Here is a 5,653-nt window from a genome sequence, read left to right as displayed (position 1 = left end):
GAAGGGTCGACAACGCCGACTGCTCCGATCATCCTGGCGGGTGCTGTTCCCACATCCGGAGAGTGAGCGCGTATGCTGAGTTGGTTGAGCTGAGCGGTCGCGGCTCCATCGCAGGCCCCGTTTGTGTTGCATCGATTTCTTTGTGGAGTGTCGTTGCCATGAGATTGAATACGTATTTGAATTACGGCGGCAATTGTGCTGAGGCGTTTCGTTTTTACGAGGAGCACCTGGGCGGCAAGATCGGCATGATGATGAAGCATGGCGATATGCCGGACCCGAGCAAGGTGATGCCGGGTATGGAAAATTCCGTACTGCACGCGACCATCACGATCGGCGAGGCGATGATCATGGCCAGCGATGTTCCTGCGGACCGGTGGAAGCCGATGCGTAGCGCCTATCTGGCACTGAACCTGGCGAGCGATGCAGATGCGGAGCGGCTGTTTGCGCTGCTGGCCGATGGCGGTGAGGTGTTCATGCCTTTGCAGGAGACGTTTTTTGCGTCGCGGTTTGCGCAGTTACGTGACAAGTTTGGCACTTCGTGGATGCTGATTCACGAGAAGCCGATGGGAGCAAGGCTGTAGTGCAGGCCGTGAATTCCGGCAGGTCGTGTGATTTGCGTGGGCTAATGGATTGGTTTTGGGCTCACTCTATGTATAGGTTTTTCTGTTTTGCTATCTGCGTGGCGCCTGTATTTTGTGCGTCAAGCTTTGGTGCGCCGCGAACTTCGGGAAAAATGGAAGTGACGGGGTACGTCTTCACCCGAGGGACAGCGCTTACGCCGGGACAGGTCGACGCAAAATATCTGACCCGCATCAACTATGCATTCGCCAATATTCAAGGTGGACGTATGGTGCTGGGCGCGGATACGGACGCGCAGAATTTTGCGCAGTTGACGGCGCTGCGGAAATCGAATCCACGACTGACGGTGCTGGTGTCGGTGGGTGGATGGTTGTGGTCAACGAACTTTTCAAATATGGCATTGACGGTGGAGAGCCGTCGCACGTTCGAAGAGAGCGTGATGAAGTTTCTCACGCAATATGACCTTGACGGGCTGGATATCGACTGGGAATATCCGGGGCTGACAGGGGCGGGGCATCCGTTCCGAGCGGAGGATGGGCAGAACTTCACGGCGCTGCTCGCGGAACTGCGAGCGCGCTTCAATGCTGAGGCGAAGAAGACGGGGCACCGGCTGTATCTGACGGTTGCAATGGGTGCGGGCGATGATGTGCTTGCGCATTCCCAAATGCAGAAGGTTCAAAAGTATGTGGATACTGTGAACCTGATGACCTACGACTATTACGAAGCGGGTTCTGACCCGATAACTGGACACCATGCTCCGCTATATGCCGATCCGGCGGACCCGAAGAAGGCATCTTCTGATGAGACTGTGCGGGCCTATGAAAAGGCTGGAGTGCCCTCGGAGAAGATCTTACTGGGAGTGCCGTTCTATGGGCGCGCATGGGGCGAGGTGCCGGATAAGAATCACGGATTGTTTGAGCCGGGGAAGACAGTTGCTGGAATCAATGCGCAGTACAGCGCGATCGTGTCCGGAATGCTGGGGCAGGGATTCACGCGTTACTGGGATGATGCGGCGAAGGCTCCGTATTTATATAACGCAGAGAAGCACATTTTTGTGTCGTATGAGGATCCCGAATCGCTCGCCTTGAAGTGCGCGTATGTGCGCGATCACAAGCTGGGAGGCGTGATGTTCTGGGAGTACTTCGGGGATCCGGAAGGAACGTTGTTGCAGGCGATTGACAAGGGGCTGGGTGAGGCGGGTTCCAAGTTTTGAGTTGAGCGTCTGTGGAGTTGGCGAGGGAGGAAGAAACAACTGCAGGTCCTTCGACTCGCTGCGCTCGCTCAGGATGACAGCCGCTTGATTTAGATTTTGGTTTCACCCTCGCGGCAAAGACAAAGGCGTCGCAAGGATGGGGCACCTGGCGGCCCGGGTTGATCGGGAGGCGGCTCCTTCAATAGACATAAGAGTCGGCGAAGAGGAAGTCCCAGGAACTGTCAAGGTAGAGCCAGCGTTGGCCGCTGAACCAGCTGGTGGGCAGGGATGGAACATGAAGCAGTGCGTGGCCTCCCATGCAGATCATCTCAGTACCGTTCCAGCCGAGGAAGGTGCGGGAGGCAAGCCCCACGGTTGCAGGGTTGGAGACGCGGCGCAGGCAGACCGGGCATCTCTTGCGCTGGTCGGCAACGGCCCAGCGGAACCCGAAGAGACAAATGGTGAAGCACCAGAGGAGTTGGAGGCACTCGGCGAGCGGCGAGTAGCCTACGGTGCCGCTGTAGGCAAGGTCGAGCGATGCGCAGAATCCAATGGCCGCGATCAGAAGGAATTTGGCAGTGAAGAACAGGATGCGGCTGATACGCTGCTTCGCCGACGGGCGATGAGAGCTGACGTGGGTATCACCGAGAGAGACGGAGGTCACGGCGGGAAGAGCCAGGAGCGCGAGGAACAGTGCGAATGCATACATGTTCCAGGCGCCTTCAACCGGGTCAGCGATCGGGACGCCCATCAGATCAATTTCAGTGTGATCCTGATTGCTGGCGGTGATCGAGATAACGGGCTCGGACATTTCGGCTTGACCGCGTTGGGAAAGATGAGCAAAGAGGTAGCCGTTTGTCCTGGACGGCGCCAGGGATGCGATTTGAGCGTCGGACTCGAGCACCCAGGCGTCGGGCGCTCCGGGTAGCTGCCACGCTCCGGCGGGAGCTACGCCTGCGATCTGCACTTTAACTTTGCCGAGGCGGATTGCGTGGCCGTTGATGTGCGGATCGCCCGCGAAGGAACTCATCCATGTGTCGTGACTGAGAATGACGGACGGAAGACTTGAGTCTGCATCAGCCTGATTTGCGAAGATGATGGGAAGGCCCAGAAGCGAGAACAGATTTTCGCTTGAGTGAGCGACGTTCCATTGTGTTGAAACGCGTCCGGCGTCGGCCGATTCGCGCGAGACGCAGTAGAAAGCAAGTTCCTGGAAGTACCGTTGGCGCGTGGTTCTCCAATTCTGAAAGAGGGCGGCGGAGATGCTGGGCTGGTTGTAGTCGGCTGCAGTTTCGCTGACGAGGAGCACGCCGGGCCTGATCTGGTGGCGGGTGGCTTCGTTCTCGGCCGCGACACCGGGAAGCAGGCGGGAGATCGCAAAGCAGAGGGCCAGCACGGCGAATAGCCATAAGAGAGTGTGCGCAGCCGAACCGTGGACATGTACTGGCGCTCGGGATCCTTTTTGAGGCTGACTTCTCAGGAAGAGCGCATCGGAAAAAGCGCCGAGGCAAAAGCCGGTGATTTCGCGCTGAGATTCCCAGGAGAAAGTTTCGTCGATGCCGATGCAGGAGCGGCGGACATGCCAGAGTTCAGCAGACCATTCGCGCCGCCATTCCTCGCGAAGGAGGGAGGGGACAAGCAGCGATGCAGTGCGCAGAAGCGCGTCGTCGAACAGGGAGATGGCCACATCGGATGGCTGCTTCATACGGTTTTGGCCTCCTCGGTCGAGATGAGGCGCTCAAGCAGCGGATAGCGTTTGCGGGACGCATCGAGCGTCGCCCTGCCTGCGGCGGTGAGCTTGTAGTACTTGCGCGCGGGGCGCTGTTCGGCGTCGGCGATGGACTGGCGTTCCCACTGCGAGCGGATCAACTCGTCGCGTTCGAGCCGACGCATGGCGGGGTAGACGGTTCCGCTGGGGAGCCCCGTCATCTCCATGATGCTGAATCCATAGAGGTAGTCGGCGGAGATCGCCTGCAGGATCATTGCGGCGGTGTGCGAGAGTTTCGCCTCGGCAGCCATGCGCAGAATTCTACCTATGTAGCAATCTACTTGACAACCGAATTTTAATGATTATGCTGAATGCTACATAGGATAGTGACAGGAGGTCGATTTTGCTTGAAGTCCAGCATCTGTATCGCAGTTATCGAACTATTCCAGCGGTAGTAGATGTGAACTTCAAGGTAGCTGCCGGCGAGATTGTAGGTTTCCTCGGGCCGAACGGTGCGGGGAAGTCCACCGTCGTGAAGATTATTACGGGGATGCTTCGTCCGGATGATGGCAAGGTTTTGTTTGAGGGCAAGAATATTCGCGACGACATGATAGGTTATCGCGCATCGCTGGGGTACGTGCCCGAGGAGGCGCAGCTTTATGCGTATCTTTCAGGGCTTGAGTATCTGCAACTTGTAGGAAGGCTGCGCGGACTGGGCGAGGCGCTGATTGAGGCGAAGGCGACAGGACTGTTGAAGCTGCTGCATTTGGAATCGTGGCAGTATTCGCCGATTTCGTCGTATTCGAAAGGGATGCGCCAGAGGGTGCTGATTGCGGCGGCATTGATGCATGATCCGAAGCTGCTGATTTTCGATGAACCGCTTTCGGGGCTGGATGTGGCTTCGGCGCGGCTGTTCAAGGATCTGCTGGAGATGCTGGCAAAAGACGGTAAGGCGGTGCTGTACATTTCGCACGTGCTGGAGACGGTGGAGCAGGTTTGCAACCGGGTGATCGTGATTGCGAAAGGGCGCGTACTGGCGGACGCAGCGCCTTCAGAATTGAAAACACTGATGAGTTTGCCGAACCTGGAAAGCGTGTTTGCGCAACTGGTGGAGCAGCAGGACACGTGCGCGATCGCGGAGAAAATTCTGGAGGTCATGCAGATTCATGGCCGATGAATTTCAGAGGTTATTGGTGACGCGCGATGCGGCGCCAGCTGTTCTTTCGCTGAATGTGCAGGCGGCAATGGGGCCGGTGCGCGATCCGGAGCGCAGCCAGTTTGTGCTGCTGATGAGGCATTTTCTGGAGCGGTTCTTCAATCACGAGACGGCATCGCCGGAGGAAGACGGTAAGACTCAACTGGTGCAACTGGCGTTTGCCGCTGGATTGCCGGGATTCGTGGTGGCACTATATCTGTGGCCGGTGTATCACCCAGTGATAGTGTGGCCGCCTCATCCGGATACGATTCCGGGGCCGCCGCCTTACTGGGTGCAGATGAATCATCACTTCTTTTTCGTGCTGTATTCGCTTGTGGCGATGGGGCTGATTACGGTGTTTGAGTGGGATTTGTTTTTTCCGGATCTGCTGGATGTGCTGGTGCTGGGCACTCTGCCGCTGGAGCAACGAAGAATTTTTCTGGGGCGTTCGGCAGCCATCGGCATTTTCATCGTGGGATTCTTGTTCGACGCCAACTTTCTTGCGTCGCTGATGTTCCCGGTCGTGGCCGATCCGGTTTATATGCTGAGTTTTCTGGTGGGCCATATTGTCGGGGTTGCAGCGAGCGGGCTGTTTGCGGCCATTTTTATTGTTGCGTTGCAGAGCTTGCTGCTGGCGGTGATGGGCGAGCGTTTGTTTCGCAAGATTTCGCTGGTGCTGCAGGGCGCGGTGGTGACGGTGCTGGTGATGCTGTTTTTGTTGTTTCCTGTTTTGTCGGGCGTTACGCCGGCACTTCTGCAATCGCACAACAGCGCGGCGTTATGGTTTCCGCCATTCTGGTTCCTGGGAATGTACCAGGTGATGTTGGATGGTGGGGCTGCGTTGCCGGTCTTTCACGAGCTTGCGGGAAGAGGGTGTGCGGCATTAGTTGGAGTGGCGGCGATTGGAATAGTGGCGTATCCGCTTGCGTATTTTCGGCGGGTGAGGTACCTGCTGGAAGGAGCACCACCGCGCGCGCGG

General features: G+C 57.5%; 6 protein-coding genes. 4 read left to right on the top strand and 2 right to left on the bottom strand.

The window, feature by feature from the left end:
* Positions 1-176: 176 nt before the first annotated feature.
* On the top strand, positions 177-581 hold the full coding sequence (locus tag WA354_RS24970; RefSeq protein WP_472815742.1) for a VOC family protein: 405 nt from the start codon (positions 177-179) through the stop codon (positions 579-581).
* A gap of 152 nt (positions 582-733) precedes the next feature.
* Complete coding sequence (locus WA354_RS24965) at positions 734-1,792, top strand: glycoside hydrolase family 18 protein (protein WP_472815741.1); 1,059 nt, start codon at positions 734-736, stop codon at positions 1,790-1,792.
* Positions 1,793-1,970: 178 nt separating this feature from the next.
* Here the strand turns inward: WA354_RS24965 and WA354_RS24960 are convergent, their stop codons facing one another.
* Together WA354_RS24960 and WA354_RS24955 are read right to left on the bottom strand one after the other, a co-directional pair.
* The gene (locus WA354_RS24960) at positions 1,971-3,476 is read right to left on the bottom strand and encodes a hypothetical protein (protein WP_472815740.1); all 1,506 of its coding nucleotides are present in this window, start codon (positions 3,474-3,476) and stop codon (positions 1,971-1,973) included.
* Complete coding sequence (locus WA354_RS24955; protein WP_472815739.1) at positions 3,473-3,790, bottom strand: PadR family transcriptional regulator; 318 nt, start codon at positions 3,788-3,790, stop codon at positions 3,473-3,475. The genes WA354_RS24960 and WA354_RS24955 overlap by 4 nt, the downstream gene beginning before the upstream one ends.
* 92 nt (positions 3,791-3,882) lie before the next feature.
* On the opposite strand from WA354_RS24955, the gene WA354_RS24950 reads away from it, so the two are divergent.
* Positions 3,883-4,656, top strand: coding sequence for an ABC transporter ATP-binding protein (locus WA354_RS24950; protein WP_472815738.1), 774 nt, complete (start codon positions 3,883-3,885; stop codon positions 4,654-4,656).
* The coding region (locus tag WA354_RS24945) for a hypothetical protein (RefSeq protein WP_472815737.1) at positions 4,646-5,653 on the top strand (1,008 nt) is incomplete at its 3' end. The genes WA354_RS24950 and WA354_RS24945, both read left to right, overlap by 11 nt.

It is taken from the genome of Occallatibacter sp., from assembly GCF_049802275.1.
Classification (GTDB): Bacteria; Acidobacteriota; Terriglobia; order Terriglobales; family Acidobacteriaceae; genus Telmatobacter.
Note: the sequence above shows the minus strand (reverse complement) of the source record. Positions and strands in the feature narration are given on the sequence as shown.